The organism is Stutzerimonas decontaminans (assembly GCF_000661915.1).
In the GTDB taxonomy this organism is placed as follows: Bacteria; Pseudomonadota; Gammaproteobacteria; order Pseudomonadales; family Pseudomonadaceae; genus Stutzerimonas; species Stutzerimonas decontaminans.
Genome location: NZ_CP007509.1, coordinates 2,254,554 through 2,271,151 on the forward strand (window position 1 = coordinate 2,254,554; position 16,598 = coordinate 2,271,151).

13 protein-coding genes are annotated in these 16,598 nt (G+C 61.8%); 8 read left to right on the forward strand and 5 right to left on the reverse strand.

What is annotated here, in order from left to right; translation table 11 throughout:
• Window positions 1-2: 2 nt before the first annotated feature.
• On the reverse strand, window positions 3-1,889 hold the full coding sequence (locus UIB01_RS10475; protein ID WP_038659854.1) for an extracellular solute-binding protein: 1,887 nt from the start codon (window positions 1,887-1,889) through the stop codon (window positions 3-5).
• Window positions 1,886-3,715 carry an extracellular solute-binding protein gene (locus tag UIB01_RS10480; protein WP_038659857.1) on the reverse strand — a complete coding sequence of 610 codons (1,830 nt, stop codon included), beginning with the start codon at window positions 3,713-3,715 and terminating at the stop codon, window positions 1,886-1,888. The genes UIB01_RS10475 and UIB01_RS10480 overlap by 4 nt, the downstream gene beginning before the upstream one ends.
• 139 nt (window positions 3,716-3,854) lie before the next feature.
• On the opposite strand from UIB01_RS10480, the gene UIB01_RS10485 reads away from it, so the two are divergent.
• A complete protein-coding gene (locus UIB01_RS10485; RefSeq protein ID WP_038659860.1) occupies window positions 3,855-5,306 on the forward strand; it encodes an HDOD domain-containing protein in 1,452 nt (483 codons plus the stop codon).
• 8 nt (window positions 5,307-5,314) lie between these two features.
• Here the strand turns inward: UIB01_RS10485 and UIB01_RS10490 are convergent, their stop codons facing one another.
• Both UIB01_RS10490 and gloB read right to left on the reverse strand, forming a co-directional pair.
• Window positions 5,315-6,871 (reverse strand): lytic transglycosylase domain-containing protein, encoded by a 1,557-nt coding sequence (locus UIB01_RS10490; RefSeq protein ID WP_180983621.1) that lies wholly within the window; start codon window positions 6,869-6,871, stop codon window positions 5,315-5,317.
• A gap of 100 nt (window positions 6,872-6,971) precedes the next feature.
• A complete protein-coding gene (gene gloB / locus UIB01_RS10495) occupies window positions 6,972-7,751 on the reverse strand; it encodes a hydroxyacylglutathione hydrolase (protein WP_038659863.1) in 780 nt (259 codons plus the stop codon).
• A gap of 111 nt (window positions 7,752-7,862) precedes the next feature.
• Between gloB and UIB01_RS10500 the strand changes: the two genes are divergently transcribed.
• The 7 genes from UIB01_RS10500 to nudC all read left to right on the forward strand — a co-directional run bounded on the left by UIB01_RS10500 (window position 7,863) and on the right by nudC (window position 15,777).
• The gene (locus UIB01_RS10500; RefSeq protein WP_038659866.1) at window positions 7,863-8,633 is read left to right on the forward strand and encodes a class I SAM-dependent methyltransferase; all 771 of its coding nucleotides are present in this window, start codon (window positions 7,863-7,865) and stop codon (window positions 8,631-8,633) included.
• A 39-nt stretch (window positions 8,634-8,672) separates the two neighbouring features.
• The gene (gene rnhA, locus UIB01_RS10505; RefSeq protein ID WP_038659869.1) at window positions 8,673-9,128 is read left to right on the forward strand and encodes a ribonuclease HI; all 456 of its coding nucleotides are present in this window, start codon (window positions 8,673-8,675) and stop codon (window positions 9,126-9,128) included.
• A gap of 14 nt (window positions 9,129-9,142) precedes the next feature.
• On the forward strand, window positions 9,143-9,868 hold the full coding sequence (dnaQ, locus tag UIB01_RS10510) for a DNA polymerase III subunit epsilon (protein ID WP_038659871.1): 726 nt from the start codon (window positions 9,143-9,145) through the stop codon (window positions 9,866-9,868).
• Window positions 9,869-9,984: 116 nt separating this feature from the next.
• Entirely contained in the window at window positions 9,985-12,234 is a 2,250-nt protein-coding gene (locus UIB01_RS10515; protein WP_038659874.1) for an Orn/Lys/Arg family decarboxylase, read from the forward strand.
• A 180-nt stretch (window positions 12,235-12,414) separates the two neighbouring features.
• Window positions 12,415-13,227, forward strand: coding sequence for a crotonase/enoyl-CoA hydratase family protein (locus UIB01_RS10520; protein ID WP_038659876.1), 813 nt, complete (start codon window positions 12,415-12,417; stop codon window positions 13,225-13,227).
• Window positions 13,228-13,264: 37 nt separating this feature from the next.
• A complete protein-coding gene (locus UIB01_RS10525; protein WP_038659879.1) occupies window positions 13,265-14,947 on the forward strand; it encodes a FimL-related protein in 1,683 nt (560 codons plus the stop codon).
• Window positions 14,947-15,777 carry an NAD(+) diphosphatase gene (nudC, locus tag UIB01_RS10530; RefSeq protein ID WP_038659882.1) on the forward strand — a complete coding sequence of 277 codons (831 nt, stop codon included), beginning with the start codon at window positions 14,947-14,949 and terminating at the stop codon, window positions 15,775-15,777. Before UIB01_RS10525 ends, nudC begins: the two co-directional genes overlap by 1 nt.
• Here the strand turns inward: nudC and UIB01_RS10535 are convergent.
• A complete protein-coding gene (locus tag UIB01_RS10535; protein ID WP_038659885.1) occupies window positions 15,745-16,530 on the reverse strand; it encodes a TSUP family transporter in 786 nt (261 codons plus the stop codon). The genes nudC and UIB01_RS10535 overlap by 33 nt on opposite strands.
• Between the last annotated feature and the right edge of the window lie 68 nt (window positions 16,531-16,598).

Genomic DNA, 16,598 nt, shown 5'->3' on the forward strand with positions numbered 1-16,598 from the left:
GCTTAGCGCTCCGCCTCGCCGTCACCGGCTGGCGTGCTCGCGCCAGCTTCCTCGGCTTTCTTCGCTTCCACCGGATCGGCGACCGGAGTCTTCGCATCGGGCTTGCGCCACCAGGTCATCAGGCCGATGTCCTGCTTGGGGGTTACCTCTGGGTGAGCCAGGTGGTTCCAGTAGGCCACGCGCCAGGTCTTGATGTGCCAGTTCGGCACCACGTAATGGCCCCAGAGCAGCACACGATCGAGCGCGCGGGTGTGGGTGACCAGTTCCTTGCGCGAGTCGGCACCGATCAGTCCGTCCACGAGGCTGTCGATTGCCGGGTCCTTGAGACCGATGAAATTGCGGCTGCCCGGGTTGTCGGCACTCGCCGAGTGCCAGTATTCGCGCTGCTCGTTGCCCGGCGAGTTGGACTGGCCGAAGCCGCTGACGATCATGTCGTAGTCACGCGAGCGGAGTCGGTTGATGTACTGCGACACGTCGACCCGGCGAATTTCCAGCTCGATGCCGAGATCGGCGAGGTTGCGCTTGTAGGGCAGCAGAACCCGTTCGAACTCCGCCTGCACCAGCAGGAATTCCAGCTTTACCGGCTTGCCCTGGGCATCCAGCATCCGGTCGTTCTCGACCTTCCAGCCCGCTTCGGTCAGCAGCCGGTACGCCTGGCGCTGCTGTTCACGGATTACCCCGTTGCCCTCGGTACGCGGCAGTTCGAATGCCTTGTCGAACACCTCGTCCGGAACCTTGCCGCGCAGCGGCTCGAGCACCTTCAACTCGTTCTCATCCGGCAAACCGGAAGACGCCAGTTCGGAGTTGTCGAAATAGCTACGCGTGCGGGTGTAGGCGCCGTTGAAGAGTTGGCGATTGGTCCATTCGTAGTCGAACAGCAGCCCAAGGGCTTCGCGGACACGGCGGTCCTCAAGCTGCGGGCGACGGATGTTGAAGATGAACCCCTGCATTCCGGTGGGGTTGTAGTTGCGGATCTCGTCCTTGACGATGCGTCCGTCCCTGACCGCGGCGATGTCGTAAGCGGTGGCCCAGTTCTTCGCGCTGGTTTCGAACCAGTAGTCGAAATGGCCGGCCTTGAAGGCCTGCAGCGCTACCGTATTGTCCCGGTAGTAATCGAAGTTGACGTGATCGAAGTTGTAGAAGCCTCGGTTCACCGGCAGATCTTTGCCCCAGTAATCCTCGACCCGGGCATAACGGATCGAACGCCCGGCCTGGACCTTCTCGACGCGGTACGGGCCGCTACCCAGCGGGATTTCCAGGCTGCCTGAAGTGAATTCGCGTCCCTCCCACCAGTGCTTCGGCAACACTGGCAGCTGGCCGAGAATCATCGGTAGTTCGCGGTTGCCGGCATGCTTGAAGTCGAAACGAACCCGTCGCGGGCTTTCGGCGACGACCTTCTCCACATCGGCATAATAGCCGCGGTAGTGCGGGGCGCCTTGGCTCATCAGCGTCTCGAAGGTGAACACCACGTCTTCCGCCTTGACCGGCTCGCCATCGTGGAAGCGTGCCTGCGGCCGCAGGTGGAAGCGCACCCAGCTGTTGTTCGGACCTTTTTCGATCTTCTCTGCCAGCAGGCCGTAGACGGTGAAGGGCTCGTCCAGGCTGTTGCTGGTCAGTGTGTCGTAGATCAGGCTGATGTCATCGGCAGCAACGCCCTTGTTGATGAAGGGGTTGAGCGAATCGAAGCTGCCGAATCCCGCCTGGCGCAGGGTGCCGCCCTTGGGCGCTTCCGGATTGACGTATTCGAAGTGTTTGAAATTGGCCGGGTATTTCGGTTTCTCGTCATACAGCGTCAGGGCATGGCGAGGGGCGGCGTCTGCCAGGCCCGCCAGACAGAGCAGACTCAGCAGGCTGGCGCGAAGCAGAGGAAAGCGCACGCGATTGTTCATTTGGTCTTCTCCAGGCTCTTCAGCCACCAGGCGCGCAAGCCCAGCGTATAGGGCGGCGTGGTGACATGGGCGAACCGATTGCGGTACGCCAGGCGGTGGTTACTGATGAACCAGTTCGGAATGGTGTAGTGATTCCACAGCAGCACTCGGTCGATGGCGCGGGCGGCCGCGACCTGCTCGTCGCGGGTTTGCGCGGCGAGCAGTTTGGCAATCAGGTCGTCGATGATCGGGTTGGCGATGCCGGCATAGTTGCGGCCGCCTTTGATGTCGACCTGGCTGGAATGGAAATACAGGTGCTGCTCGATCCCGGGACTGAGGCTTTGCGCCAGCGTCATCAGGATCATGTCGTAGTCGTAGTGATCGAGCCGCTGTTTGTACTGTGCGCTGTCGACCGTGCGCAGGTTGGCCTGGATGCCGATGCGCGCGAGGTTTTCGACGTAGGGTTGGAGGATTCGCTCCAGCCGCGGATTGACCAACAGTATCTCGAACCGCAGCGGTTGCCCGGTGCTGTCCAGCAGACCGGCGTCCGAGGCTTTCCAGCCGGCTTCGGCGAGCAGGCCCAGCGCACGACGCAGCGTCTCGCGCGGGATGCCGCGACCATCGGTCTTCGGTAACTGGAACGGCTCGGTGAACAGCTTGGCCGGCAGTTGCTTGCGATACGGTGAGAGCAGCAGCCACTCGCCGCCTTCAGGCTTGCCGGTCGCGGTGAATTCGCTGTTGGGATAGTAGCTTTCGCTGCGGCGATAGGCGCCATAGAACAACGCACGATTGGTCCATTCGAAATCGAACATCAGACCAAGGGCCTCACGCACGCGCTGGTCGGCAAAGGTCGAGCGGCGGCCGTTCATGAACAGCGCCTGGGTCTGGGTAGGAATCTGGTGCGGAATTTCGGCGCGGATGATGTCGCCACGCATCATTGCGGGAAACTGGTAGCCGTTGGCCCAGTTCTTCGCCTGGTGCTCGATGAAGAAGTCGAACTCGCCGACCTTGAAGGCTTCGAAGGCCACGACGCTGTCGCGATAGAACTCGACGTCGACTCGCTTGAAGTTGTATTTGCCCTGGTTGACCGGGAGCTTGGCACCCCACCAGTCACGCACCCGCTCGAACACTACCTGCCGGCCCGGCTGCACATGGGTGATGCGATAAGGCCCGCTGCCCAGCGGTGGTTCGAAGGTGGTGGCCTTGAAGTCACGGTTCTTCCAGTAGTGCTGCGGCAGTACCGGTAGCTCGCCGAGACGCATGATCAGCAACGGGTTGTTTGGTTGCTCGAAGACGAAGCGAATGCGGTGTCGGTTGAGGATGTCGACGCGCTTCACACCCTGCAGGTTGGTGCGGTACTGGGGATGACCATCCTTGATCAGCAGCCGGTAGGAAAAGGCGACATCGTAGGCGGTGATCGGCTTGCCATCATGGAAGCGGGCTTCCTTGCGCAGGTTGAAAACTACCCAGCTGTTGTTGTCGCTATATTCCACCGATTCGGCGATCAGCCCGTAGCTGGACGCGGGCTCGTCGCCAGACGGGTCGTAGATGCCGGTGCCGACCATCAGCGGTTCGTTCAGCTCGCTAATGCCGTACTGCAGGAACCCCGGCGTCGCGCTTGGGCTGGTGCCCTTGAAGGTATAGGGGTTGAGCGTGTCGAAGGTGCCCGATGCCATCAGCTTGATCTGGCCACCCTTGGGCGCACGCGGATTCACCCAATCGAAGTGGGTGAATGAGGCTGGGTACTTAAGAGTGCCGAACTGCGCATAACCATGGCTTTCGCTGATGGTGGCGAGGGCGGGAAAGCTCAAGGCCAGGCAGGTCAGTAACAGTAGCAGGGCTCGCATCAGACGGGGGATCCGGTCCTTGGCGCTTACGGGCTTCTCGGGCCGGTACAGTAACAGCTTGTATGCGCTGGAAAAAGGCCGGACAACTCGGGCAAACTGCGAGTCATTTCCCGTCATGGCATTGTGCAGAGGTGACCTCTTGGATGTACGTGCCCAGGGTCTGCAGGCGTGGGTCGACCGCCTGAATCAATCGGAGCTGCCCGCGCTGGCGTCCGTGGTCAAGGACCTTCAGCGCCTGGCCGAGCATGAGCATTCTTCGGTACAGCAGTTGGCCGATGTGCTGTTGCGTGACGCGTCGCTGACTTCCAAGGTGCTCCGGGTCGGCAACAGCAGCTACTACAACCCTTCGCAGGAAACCATCAAGACGATTTCCCGGGCGATCGTGATGATCGGTTTCGAGAATGTACGGCTGATCAGTCTGTCGGTGACCTTGATCGACAGCCTGCTTGAGCGCGCTCCGCGGGAGCAATTGCTGGAGTTGCTTGCTCGCTCGTTTCACGCAGCGGTACAGGCGCGCAATATCGCAGGGTACGTGCTGTCCCGCCACGAGGAGGAGGTGTTCATCGCAGCGCTGCTCTACAACATCGGTGAACTGGCATTCTGGGGTTGTGGTGGTGAACAGGTCGAGGAGCTGGCACTCCAGCTGGCACAAACGGGGATCAAGGCTGATGAGGCAGTTCAGGCGGTACTGGGCACGAGCTTTAAGCAGCTCAGCCTTGGCCTGGTCCGGAGCTGGAATCTGGGGGAACTGACCAGCCTCGCACATAGCCAGGCAGCCAGCGGCGATCCAGCTGCTCGCGCGGTAGCGCTGGGCGTGCAAATCAGTGAAGCCGCTTTGAACGGCTGGGAGTGCGAGCAGATGGCCGCGCTGACCAAGGCTGTCGCGGAGTTCACAGGGGTAGATGATGAGGACGCGCTGCAGCAGATACTCGCCAGCGCCGACGAAACGGTGCAGGTGGCGACGACATTCGGCGCCAGCCGCTTAGGTAGGCTCATCCCCAGCACCGACCCGGAACAGATTCGTTTGCAGCAGGCCCAGCGCCAGGCAGCCCTGTTGCAGCCGGACCTGCTGCTGATGCAGCAAACCCTGCAGGACCTCGGGCTGCTGGCTACGGGTGGAGGCGAGGCAGGGCTGATTCTGGATACGCTGCTGAAAGGCCTGCACCGCGGGGTTGGTCTGGAACGGGTAATGGTGGCGGTACTGGCGGATCAGCAGACGCGCCTTAAGGCACGCTGCGCCGTAGGCGAAGGAACGGAGGCCTGGCTGCAGGGCTTCGTCCTACCGGCAGATCAGCCCGAACAGCCGCATGTCTTCAGCTATGCGTTGCGCCATCGGCAGTCGCTATGGATGGGCGTGCCAGCGAGCTATAACTTGGCAGATCTGGTGACCCAGCCGCTGCGCCAGTGGTTTGGCAACGGCATGTTCTTCATCGCGCCACTGATGGCTGGTACTCGCGAAATCGGAGTGCTGTATGGGGATTGCAGGCTCTCCGGACGAGCACTGAAACACGAGCAATTCGTGGCTTTCCAGCGCTTCGCCCAATTGACCGGGCGCTGTCTGGAGGCGCTGAGCAAGCGCTCGGTTGGTTGAGCGCGGGCTCAGTTCGGAAGATAGAGCGTCAGCAGCTGGCCAGGTCGCAGTACTTCGGTTCCTTTCGGGTTCCAAGTCTTCAGATTGGTCAGTTGCACGTTAAAGCGCTTGGCTATCTGGTATAGCGAATCGCCTTTCTGCACCTTGTAGTAGGTCGGCGAATTGTCTTTTTTCGCCGCCGTGCTGGTTGCAGGGCCTTGCAGGAACAGCGCCTGACCAACCTTCAGTTGGCTACCGGAAAGCTTGTTCCAGCGCTGCAGGTCACGTACCGACACCCTTTGAGCCTTGGCGATGTCCCAGAGATTGTCTCCAGGCTTGACTCGGTAGCTGCGCGGCGTCGCTGCCGGCTGGCGTGCCACGGCATGCAGAAGCTCCCGCGAGGTGCCGGCGTCACCACTGGTCGGAAGGCTGAGCACCTGTCCGATCCGTAGCGTGTCGCTCTTCAGTCGGTTCACGTCGCGGATGATATTCACGGTCAGATGATGGCGGTTGGCGATGACGCCCAGGGTGTCTCCTGCGCGCACCTGATATTGCTGCCAGTCGACCAGATCCTGCGGCTTCATCATTGCCAGGTTGGCTGCCAGCATCTCGGCTTTTTCCAACGGCACCAGTAGCTGCTGCGGACCGTCCAGGGTGATGCGGCGGGTGAAGGCGGGATTCAGCTGGTAGAGCTCGTCCTCGTCGAGGTCGGCGAGTTTGGCGACCCGCGCCAGATCCATGCGCTGCTTGAGTGCGATCACCTCGAAGTAGGGCTCGTTGGCAATCGGGTTGAGATTGATGCCGTAAGCCTCGGGAGCCTGGATCAACTGCGACAGCGCCAGTAGCTTCGGCACATAGTCACGAGTTTCACGTGGCAGCGGGAGGTTCCAGTAGTCGGTTGGCAGGCCCAGCTTCTGATTGCGTTCGATCGCTCGACTGACAGTGCCTTCGCCGGCGTTGTAAGCCGCCAGGGCAAGCAGCCAGTCCCCGTTGAAGAGACCGTGCAGGTAGCTCAGATAGCGCAGCGCGGCGTTGGTCGATGCCGTGATATCCCGGCGGCCGTCATACCAGCTGGTCTGGCGAAGATTGAAGTGCCGACCGGTGGATGGAATGAACTGCCAAAGCCCGACGGCATGCGCGGGGGAGTAGGCGAAGGGGTCGTAGGAGCTTTCGATGATTGGCAGCAGCGCCAGTTCCAGCGGCATGTCGCGCTCTTCAAGACGCTCGACGATGTAGTGAATAAACGGACTGCTGCGCTCGCTGACAACTTCGATGGACTTGGGGCGGCTTGAGAGCAGCAGGCGCTGCTGCTCGATGCGCGGGTTGCTGTCCAGATGCTCCTGTAGCTTGTAGCCCTCGCGGATTCGCTCCCAGATATCTTCGTGCTCGGTGACGGCGGTAGTGTCGCTCAGCCAGATGGGCTCTTGCGCCACTGGCGCCATCGCACGCCTTGTCTGCTCGCGGCCCTCGTCGCGCACGGCGTTGCTCTGACAGCCCGCTAGGGCGACGCATATGGCGAGGGCCAACGCACGACCAGAGGCTGCCAAGGCGTCCGTTTCGTGGCGTTTCTTGGGAGCTGGCGGCATTGGCTGGAATCTTCCCCGGAAACAAAATTCGGGGGATTCTAGGAACGCACCCTGGTGGGGTCAAGTTTGCAGGCTCCGTTTCGGGAACCTGTCGAGCTTGTCAGAAGCGGTCTTTCCAGGCGCGCAAAGCCGCGAAAACCGCGACGTCGCCCTCTAGTTTGCGGCCGCTGTGCTCGCTAGCGGCCTGTTGGACTGCCTCAACGCCGCTGCGCAGAAAGGGGTTGCTGGCGCGCTCGATGTTCATTCGAGTAGGCAGGCTGAAGCGATTTGCTTCCCGCAGCGCGGCTACCTCGTGCAGGCGCTGCTGGATGTCTGGGTTGCCCGGCTCTACGGCCCGGGCGAAACGCAGATTGCTCAGGGTGTATTCGTGGGTGCAATAAATGAGCGTGCAGTCCGGTAGCGCCGCCAGACGCTGTAGCGATGCGAACATCTGCTCGGCTGTACCTTCGAACAGTCGTCCGCATCCTGCCGCGAACAGGGTGTCACCGCTCAACAACCAAGGCTGCTCGGCATCGGCGTGAAAATAGGCTATGTGCCCGAGGGTATGGCCAGGCACCGCAATGACCTGCAACACCTTGTCCAGCACCTGGATGCGCTGGCCATCGCTCAGCGCCTCATCGCGCGCGGGGATGTTTTCGGCTGCAGGCCCGTAAACGCGGGCGCCGGTCTCCGCCTTGAGTCGTTCGACGCCGCCAACGTGATCGTGATGGTGATGAGTGATAAGGATATCGCTGAGTTGCCAGGTCGGATGCTCTTGCAGCCAGCGCAGCACCGGCGCGGCGTCACCGGGGTCGACGGCCGCGCATCGTTGCGTTGCTTCGTCCTGCAGCAACCAGATGTAGTTGTCGGTGAAGGCGGGCAGTGCTTCGATCTTGAACATGGGGCGGGTCGCCAATCGGGTGACAAAGGCGCATCCTAGCAGTCCCATGAAAAAGTTGAACCCGAGTGAACCCAGTGCCGCGCAGATACGCACGGCGAACGGAGCCGAGCGATGAACGATCGACCGTCCACCCAGGGCAACGACCATTGGCTGTCCATGATCAATCAGGCATCTGACTGGTTCGAGGGTCCGTTGGGTCAGCAACTGCTTGCTCAAGAGAAGCTCGTACTTACCGAAGAGCTGGCGCGCTGCTTCGGCAGCTATCTAGTGCATAACGGTCCGTTCAGCGGAGATCCAGTACAGCCGCAGAACATCAAACGCAGCGTGCGCTTGGGGGCGCCTTTGCCTGGGGTTGAAATCCACTGCGAGGAACAGGCCTGGCCGCTCGGCGAGCACGCGGCCGATGTCGTGGTGTTGCAACATGCGCTGGACTTCAGTCTTTCGCCCCATGGGCTGCTGCGCGAAGCGGCACGCGGCGTTCGTCCGGGTGGACATCTGCTGATCGTCGGAATCAATCCCTGGAGTGCCTGGGGCGTGCGGCATCTGCTATCGCGTGAGGCATTCCGCCAAGCACGCTGTATCCGCCCGTCGAGGGTTGGTGACTGGCTGAACCTGCTGGGATTCGCGCTGGAGAAACGTCGCTTCGGATGCTATTGTCCGCCGCTTTCTTCGGGCGACTGGCAGGCGCGTTTATCACGCTTGGAGTCGGTTGGGCAGCAGTTGCAGGCGCCGACCGGCGGCTTCTATCTATTGGTGGCGCGTAAGCTGATGATCGGTCTTCGACCGTTGCGCCAGGAGCGGCGCGAGCGAATGGGCAAGCTGCTGCCGATGCCGGTGGCTAAGATCAGCCGCCGCGACGCCGAGCAGCACCGGCTCCCTTGAAGACCAGACCCTGCCGGCAAACAGAGTAAGCGATCGAACATGAGTGACGACTGGGTCGAGATTTATACCGACGGTGCCTGCAAGGGCAACCCTGGCCCAGGCGGCTGGGGCGCGCTGCTTATATATAAGGGCGTCAAGCGTGAACTCTGGGGTGGCGAACCCGAAACCACCAATAACCGAATGGAGCTCATGGCTGCCATTCGTGCACTTGCCGAGCTGAAGCGTTCATGCAAGGTGCGTCTGGTGACCGACTCGCAATACGTCATGCAGGGCATCAATGATTGGATGCCGAACTGGAAGAAACGCGGCTGGAAAACGGCGAGCAAGCAGCCGGTGAAGAATGCCGACCTTTGGCAGCAGCTCGACGAACAGGTCAATCGGCATCAGGTGAGCTGGGAGTGGGTCCGCGGACATACCGGACATCCTGGCAACGAGCACGCCGACCTACTGGCCAACCGCGGCGTGGTGCAGGCCAAACGTCAACCGATTGTGTAAGTGAGCGAAACGACATGCGCAGCGTAGTGCTGGATACCGAAACGACCGGCATGCCGGTGGCCGATGGCCACCGGATTATCGAGATTGGTTGTGTCGAAGTCATCGGTCGCCGCCTGACCGGGCGGCACTACCACGTCTATCTGCAGCCTGATCGCGAAGTGGATGAAGGGGCGATTGCCGTTCACGGCATCACCAACGAGTTTCTCGTCGACAAGCCGCGTTTCCGTGATGTCGCTGACGAGTTCTTCGAGTTCATCAAAGGCGCGCAGCTGGTCATTCATAACGCTGCGTTCGACCTTGGCTTCATCAATAATGAGTTTGCTCTGCTCGGCCAGCAGGAGCGTGCCGAGATCACCGACCATTGCTCGGTGCTCGACACCCTGCTGATGGCCCGCGAGCGCCATCCGGGCCAGCGCAACAGCCTCGATGCGCTATGCAAACGCTACGGCGTGGACAACTCCGGCCGGGATCTGCACGGCGCTCTGCTCGATGCCGAGATTTTGGCCGATGTCTGGCTGACCATGACCGGCGGGCAGACCAACCTGTCTCTTGCCGGTGACGGTGAAAGCTCCGACGGTGGCCGGCAACAGCCCAGCCCGATCCGTCGCCTGCCGGCTGATCGACCGCGCACAGCGGTGCTGCGTGCCAGCGAGGAAGAACTTGCAGCGCATATGGCGCGCATGGCCGCGATCGAGAAAGCGGCGGGTGCCGCCCCGCTGTGGGCTCAGCTCGAAGGCTGAAGCTGCTGGTGTCGCTGACTCGCACGGAGATGCTGGCGACTGCCGTCGGCTTGATGCGCTGTTCCTTTGTTGCGGACACTTCTACCCTGTAGAAGGATCGTCCGCAGAGAGCACGCATGTATAAAGACCTGAAATTCCCCATCCTTATCGTTCACCGTGACATCAAGGCCGACACCGTTGCTGGCGAACGCGTGCGTGGCATCGCTTCGGAGCTGGAGCGCGACGGCTTCAATATCCTCCCCACCGCCAGCTCAACCGAAGGGCGCATCGTTGCCTCTACTCACCACGGGCTGGCTTGCATCCTGGTGGCCGCGGAGGGTGCCGGTGAAAATCAGCGCCTGCTGCATGACGTGGTGGAGTTGATTCGGGTTGCTCGGCGCCGCGCCCCGCGTCTGCCGATCTTCGCCCTTGGCGAGCAGATCACCATCGAGAATGCGCCAGCCGAGGCGATGGCCGATCTGAATGAGTTGCGCGGTCTGCTTTATCTGTACGAGGACACCGTGCCTTTTCTGGCGCGGCAGGTCGCGCGCGCCGCGCGCGGTTACCTCGAGGACCTGCTGCCTCCATTCTTCAGTGCGCTGGTCCGACACACTGGCGAGTCAAACTATTCCTGGCATACGCCGGGGCACGGCGGGGGAGTGGCCTATCGCAAGAGTCCGGTCGGGCAGGCTTTCCATCAGTTCTTCGGTGAGAACACGCTGCGTTCGGATCTCTCGGTGTCGGTGCCCGAGCTTGGCTCGCTGCTCGATCACACCGGGCCGGTTGCGGCGGCCGAGGCTCGCGCGGCGCGTAACTTCGGCGCCGACCACACCTTCTTCGTGATCAACGGCACCTCGACGGCGAACAAGATCGTCTGGCATTCGATGGTCGCGCGGGACGATCTGGTGCTGGTCGATCGCAACTGCCACAAGTCGATTCTGCACGCGATAATCATGACCGGTGCAATACCGCTGTACATGAGCCCGACGCGCAACGAGCTGGGTATCATCGGGCCGATTCCGCTGGAAGAATTCACCCGCGAGTCCATTCAGGCCAAGATCGCCGCCAACCCGCTGGCCCGCGGTCGGCCGCCCAAGGTGAAGTTGGCGGTGGTGACCAACTCGACCTATGACGGGCTCTGCTACAACGCCAACCTGATCAAGCGCACCCTCGCCGACAACGTCGAAGTGCTGCATTTCGACGAGGCTTGGTATGCCTATGCGGCGTTTCACGAGTTCTACGATGGCCGTTATGGCATGGACACGCGGGAGCAGGGCCCGCTGGTCTTCACCACCCATTCCACGCACAAGCTGCTCGCTGCGTTCAGCCAGGCATCGATGATTCACGTGCTCGACAGCCAGACCCGGCAACTTGACCGCGACCGCTTCAATGAAGCTTTCATGATGCACATCTCCACCTCGCCGCAGTACGGCATCCTGGCATCGCTGGATGTGGCGTCGGCCATGATGGAGGGGCCGGCTGGGCGCTCGCTGATCCAGGAAACCTTCGACGAAGCGCTGAGCTTTCGCAGGGCGCTGGCCAACTTGCGCCAGCATATCGATGCGGACGACTGGTGGTTCAGCATCTGGCAGCCGCCGCTGGTCGATGGCGCCGAGGCGCTGGTTACTCCGGATTGGCTACTCGAGCCAACGGCTGACTGGCATGGTTTCGGCGATATTGCCGACGATTACGTGCTGCTCGATCCGATCAAGGTCACGCTCGTCACGCCTGGACTTAGTGCATCGGGTGCGCTGGGCAAGAGCGGCATCCCGGCGGCAGTGGTCAGCAAGTTTCTATGGGAACGCGGCCTGGTGGTGGAGAAGACCGGGCTCTACTCGATGCTCGTGCTGTTCTCCATGGGTATCACCAAAGGCAAGTGGAGCACGCTGCTCACCGAGCTGCTGGAGTTCAAGCGGCACTACGACGCCGATATACCGCTGGCCGATGCGCTGCCATCAATCGTGCGAGCCGGCGCAGCGACCTACGCCGGTATGGGCTTGCGCGACCTCTGCGATGCCCTGCATGCCTGTTATTGCGAGAACGCCACGGCGCGAGCCATGCGCAGGATGTACACCGCATTGCCAGAGCCCGCGATGACCCCGGCACAGGCGTACGACAAGCTGGTCCGGGGCGAGGTCGAAGCGGTGCCGATCGAGGCGTTGGAAGGGCGCATCGCGGCCGTCATGTTGGTGCCGTATCCGCCGGGCATCCCGCTGATCATGCCGGGCGAGCGCTTTACTGGGGAGACTCGCTCGATTCTCGATTACCTTCGCTTCGCCCGCGATTTCGCCGAGCGCTTTCCTGGGTTCGACGCCGATGTACATGGGTTGCAGCACGAGGTTGGTACGGATGGTAGCGTGTACACCGTCGATTGCATTCGCGAATGATCATTCGGCTACGGGCCAGGCCGTCTACCGCGGCATGAACAGGTCGACCGGCGGCGTGGTCTGTATCACATCGTCTGCATCGACATTCACTCCCGGTGGCACCAGTTGTTATAGTTGCCCACCGTCTTGCGGCTTACCCGCCATGACGCCCCATGCGCCCTTGCTGTCGAGGATGATAGCGTGACCGAATACAAAGCCTTCCGCGTAGAGTTGGCAGACAAGATTGCCCGAGTCGTGATCAACCGACCCGAGAAGATCAATGCGATGGATGCCGCGTTCTGGGCGGAAATCATCGATATCTTCAACTGGATCGATGCCACCGACGAGGTGCGCGTAGTGATCCTCAGCGGGGCCGGTGACCATTTCTCTTCAGGCATCGACCTGCAGCTGCTGGCCTCGGTCGGTAGCAAGCTGGGCAGTGATGTCGGGCGCAACGCCGAGCAGCTGCGCCGCAAGATCCTTTCGCTGCAGGCCTCGTTCAATGCTGTCGATCACTGCCGCAAGCCGGTCATCGCGGCCATCCAGGGCTACTGCCTGGGCGGCGCCATCGATCTGATCTCCGCCTGCGACATGCGTTACAGCACTGCAAGCGCGAAATTCTCGATCAAGGAAATCGACATGGGCATGGCCGCCGATGTCGGGACCTTGCAGCGTCTGCCGCGCATCATCGGCGATGGCATGATGCGTGAGTTAGCGTTTACTGGTCGCACGATAGACGGCGAAGAAGCGCGCAGCATCGGCCTAGTCAATCGTACCTATGCCGACCAGCAGGCGCTGATGGATGGCGTTCTGGAGTTGGCCCGCGACATCGCTCGCAAATCACCTGTCGCCATTCGTGGCACCAAGGAAATGATCCGCTACATGCGTGATCATCGCGTCGACGACGGCCTCGAATATATCGCCACCTGGAATGCAGCCATGCTGCAGTCGGCCGATATCAAGGTCGCCATCGCTGCTCATATGAGCAAACAAAAGCCGGACTTTGCCGACTGATGCGCCATCAAACGTTTGCGCGGGAGGCGCACTAGGCATGGTTACTGGAGCTACTTCACTTGGTCTGGTACGTGACGAACTGTTCGCCACCATGGAAGAGGCCGAGCAGAGCCTTGAACACTTCATCATTGATCGCAACAACGGCGGCCTGCTGCAGCAGGCCGTGGAAAACCTCAAGCAGGTGCGCGGTACGCTCAATCTCATCGAGCTGACGGGGGCCGAGTTGCTGGCGCAGGAGATCCTGCAGCTGGCGACCGATATCCCTGTTGGTGCCGGCGAAGACCGCGACGTACAGCTTGCCGCGTTGAGCAACGCGCTCTACGTGTTGCGACGCTATCTGGAAAGCGTCGATGCCAGCCGCCAGGAAATTCCCGAGCTGCTGCTTCCGGCGATCAACGCGCTGCGACAGGCTTGCGCGCAGCCGGCATTGCCGGAGAGTTTTTTCTTCAGCGTTCGACTCGATCACGCTCGCCCTGCGGTAGATGTACCAGCCCGGTCCGGTGCTGCGCCAGTTGCCGAGGCCCGGCGCCTGCGTCAGATGTATCAGGTTGGGTTGCTGGGCTTCATCCGCGAAGAGAATCTGCCAGCCAGCCTGAAACTCATGAACCGTGCGTTGACGCGCCTGGATCATCTCTTCATCGAATCCCCCGCCAGCCGGCTGTGCTGGATCGGCAGTGCGGCCCTCGAATCGCAGCTGGACGGCCAGCTGCTGCCGCGCAAGTCGCGCAAGCAGCTGTTTTCGCGGCTCGACCGCGAGCTCAAGCAGGTACTCGGCAACCCTGCGTACGAGGCCCCGCGGAGTCTGCTCAAAGAGCTGCTGTACGTCGTCGCCTTGGCGGATACGCAGGGACCTATTGCCAGCCAGGTTCGCCAGGTGTTCTCGCTAAGCTCGCTGCCGTTCACTGACCATCTGCTCGAAGAGGAGTCTCAACGCCTGGCTGGCCCTGGGCAGGCGGTGATGCGCTCGCTGTCCTCGGCAATCCGCGAGGAGCTGGCTAGCCTGAAGGATTTGCTGGATCTGATCGAGCGCGGTACCGCGCAGGCGGAAGCCTATTCGAATCTGCATAACCTGCTCGGCAAGATGGCCAAGACCCTGGGGATGGTTGGCCTTTCATCCGCGGCCAGTACCTTGCAGACGCAGCTGGGCGACGTCTCTGTCTGGAGCCTGGAGCATACGCCCGAGGCGCACGTCATTCAGCGCCTTGCCGACGCCGTGCTCTATGTCGAAAGCATGGTCGCCAGCCTGGAGCGTGGAGATCGGCGTGATACGAAGCCCCAAGTCGCCCGCCCAGGGATGGAGGCCGAAGCCTTCGCCAATCACCAGCTGACTGAGGCGCGCATCGTAGTAATCGACGAAGCGACCGCCGGACTCGCCCTCGCCAAACGGGCGATTACCGCCTATCTGGAATCCAATGGGGAGAAGCTGCACCTGGCCAATGTGCCATTCAGCCTGCAGGCGGTGCGTGGCGGATTACGTTTCCTCGAGCAGGAGCGTGCGGCTGACCTGATTGGCGCCTGTGCCGATTTCATTCAAAAGCAAATGCTTGAGTCGAATCAGATGCCGCCTGAGCAACTCTTGGAAACCCTCGCTGACGCCCTTACCAGCCTGGAATACTACCTCGAAGGTGGGGCGGTTCTACGCCGTGACGATTCACGCGTGAGCGTGCTTGATCTGGCCAGCGAGAGCGTGCGCGCGCTGGGCATGCCGGTAGCGGCCTGATGAGTCTGCGCTGGCAGGCGGCGCTGCTCGACCCCTCAGTGCCGGGGGGCTGGGCGGTGGTGCATTGCCGGCAGCAGTTTCTCCTCGACGACAATGGCGTGCTGTTTCCGCGGGACTGGCTCAAGCGCCTGGACCTACCGCTGCTAAGCGAGCAGGGGCTGGGTCATTTTGACGGGGAGCCGGTTTTTCTTTTTGAGCTAGAGTTCTCCGCGGAGGTGCCCGGTGCGCGCTGGCAGGGCCTGCGTCAGTTCATGCAGGAAGATGACCGCGATCTGTTCCGACTGCTCGGCTACGCCACACAAATAGGTACCTGGGCTAGCCAGCATCGTTTCTGTGGCAGCTGTGGCTCGCCGATGAAGCTGCGCGCAGGCGAGCGGGCGATGCACTGCCCGGCCTGCGGCGTTCAGCACTACCCCAGACTGTCCCCGAGCATGATCGTACTGGTCACCCGCGGGGATGAGCTGCTGCTGGCTCGCTCGCCGCGTTTCGCTCCCGGCGTCTATAGCACCCTGGCCGGCTACGTGGAGCCGGGTGAGTCGGTGGAGCAGTGCGTGGCGCGTGAAGTGCGGGAAGAAGTTGGCGTGGCGATCCATGCGCCACAATACATCGCAAGCCAGGGCTGGCCGTTTCCGCACTCGCTGATGCTGGGATTTCATGCCGAGTACGCCAGCGGTGAGATCGTGCCTCAGCCCGAGGAGATCGAAGACGCGCGCTGGTTCGCCATCGACAACCTGCCGGCATTACCCGCACGCCAATCCATTGCGCGTTATCTGATCGAGCTGTACTTGGCTCGCCGCCTAGGCCGCCCCGAACCAGTGCTGCCAGGCTAGACGCAGACTCATCGCCAGCACCACCAGAATAAACACCGGGCGGATGAACCGCGAGCCGCCACGGATTGCCGTGCGCGCGCCAAAATAGGCGCCGGCCATCAGTGCCAGGCCCATGCCGATTCCGAGTACCCATGCGACATGTCCAGCAATCACGAACACGCTCAGCGCCACTGCGTTGCTGACGAAATTCATGGTTCGCGCAACACCGCTGGCCCGCAGCAGATCGAGTGGATAGAGCAGCATGCTGCTGACGGTCCAAAAGGCGCCGGTGCCTGGGCCCGCCACGCCATCGTAGAAACCGAGCGAAAGGCCCTGTGGCCACTGTCGCTTGCGCCCGATCAGCGTCGCATCGCCGCTTGCGCGGGTGGGCATGCGGCTGAATAGGAGGTAGATGCCGCAGGCAGATACCACCAGGGGCAGCAGCTGGTTAAGCCAGCTTGCAGGCATGAACTGCGCGAGAACTGCACCCAGCGCCGCTCCGATTGCGGTGCCCGCAAGCGCGCTGCGCCATATCCCAGGCTCGAACAGGCGACGGCGATAGAAGGTATAGCTGGCGGTAGCCGAGCCGAAGGTAGCGCACAGCTTGTTGGTGCCCAGCACGAGATGAGGTGGCAGGCCGGCAGTCAACAGGGCAGGAATGGTCAGCAGCCCGCCACCACCGGCGATGGCATCAATGAATCCGGCGGTGAAGGCAACGGCGAACAAAATCAACAGGGTCGAAGGGTCGAGCGCGAGCTCAAGTGCTAAGGGCATGCGAGCCTCGATGGGCTGAAGGACAGCGGAGGATAATGCTGCCTTCATGCTGGCGAAAGGGGACGAAT